The 1189-nt window shown below is 36.7% G+C and carries 2 protein-coding genes; both read right to left on the bottom strand.

What is annotated here, in order from left to right; translation table 11 throughout:
- The coding region (locus CXF78_RS01185) for a 5'-nucleotidase (protein ID WP_145991307.1) at positions 1-600 on the bottom strand (600 nt) is incomplete at its 3' end.
- 73 nt (positions 601-673) lie between these two features.
- Positions 674-1189, bottom strand: a 516-nt coding sequence (locus CXF78_RS21350) for a hypothetical protein (RefSeq protein WP_180957014.1), incomplete at its 5' end; no start/stop codon positions are given.

Raw genomic sequence — 1189 nt, 5'->3', positions numbered from 1 at the left:
ATTTGACCAGAACTTCTCCAACCCTTCAGTTTGATTTACTAATTCACTAGTTTCATTGAATAGAACAGCGTCAGCATCAAATGCAAACCTAACTTGTTGTTCATCTAGAGGCTTTGCATTTTTAGGTGGGGCTTTAACTAGTGCTGATGCGCACACATTACTATCGATAACATCTTGTGCATCTTCTTCATTTGTAGTTAAAAATAAATCAACATAAAAAGCATCTAGATAAATAGAGCTTTTTTCACCCGCTATGAATGCAGACCTAGTAATAGGTAAATTACGCCTACGAATTTCTTTTAATACTCTAAAACCTGTTTCGGGGCTATTTCTTGAAATAATGACAACTTCAACAATAGGCGTATTGTCATCTTTATCTAAATGTTCATTTAAATTTAGAAGCGATCTTACAAGTGACATACCTGTACCATCTTCTAATGGCTCATCCTCTTTCTCAAGCATATGTTTTCGATATTCATCAATAGCTGAGTCAGGATCTGATTTCGATTTTTGTTTGAAAATTTCATCGGATTCTGAAAGATCAAACAATGCTGTTGCAGATATTCCTACAACTAATGTTTCATTTAACTCTATGGGCATACATAATCCCTTTGTAGCTAACGCCCGCATTGGAGCGCAGCAGAAAACCAGTCCAACAACATGCGCTTGTTAGCTACGCATGCTCCTTCAAGGAGTCCTCATAATCTTTCACTAGAACTGAAAACATGCTTTCAAACCTATCCATAGCAGCATTCTCTTCAACAAACACTTGCTCAATGATATTGTTTTTTCTGTCTGTTAATCGTGTTGTTAGCTCTGCTAGGGGGAGTTTTGAAAATTGCCCAGAAATTATTGTGATGTCATAAATCAATTCAATACCGTGTATAACGGGACTCTCACTGTCTCCCCATGCAATAGCTACAAATTGATAATTAAATTGCAACGGTGTCCTTTTAAAGGATCCGTTTAACGTTGACAACCCTAGCTCTCTAGCCAACTTATTGTATTGTGCTGTTGTAGCGTTACCGCTAATGTCGATGTTAATTAGGTTTGGCTCAATAGACTCAACCCACTCACCGAATTTTCCGACTACATTGTCTATTGAACTTGTTAAGTCAGTACGTTCCCATGAATTATTTGGAAATATAGCTTCAAAGAGTTTATCGATATCAACAATCTCAATACTTTT

Origin of the sequence: Shewanella sp. 11B5, from assembly GCF_002836795.1 — a bacterium.
In the GTDB taxonomy this organism is placed as follows: domain Bacteria; phylum Pseudomonadota; class Gammaproteobacteria; order Enterobacterales; family Shewanellaceae; genus Shewanella; species Shewanella frigidimarina.
The sequence above is the reverse complement of the archived record's forward strand: the minus strand, read 5'-3'. Positions and strand labels throughout refer to the sequence as shown.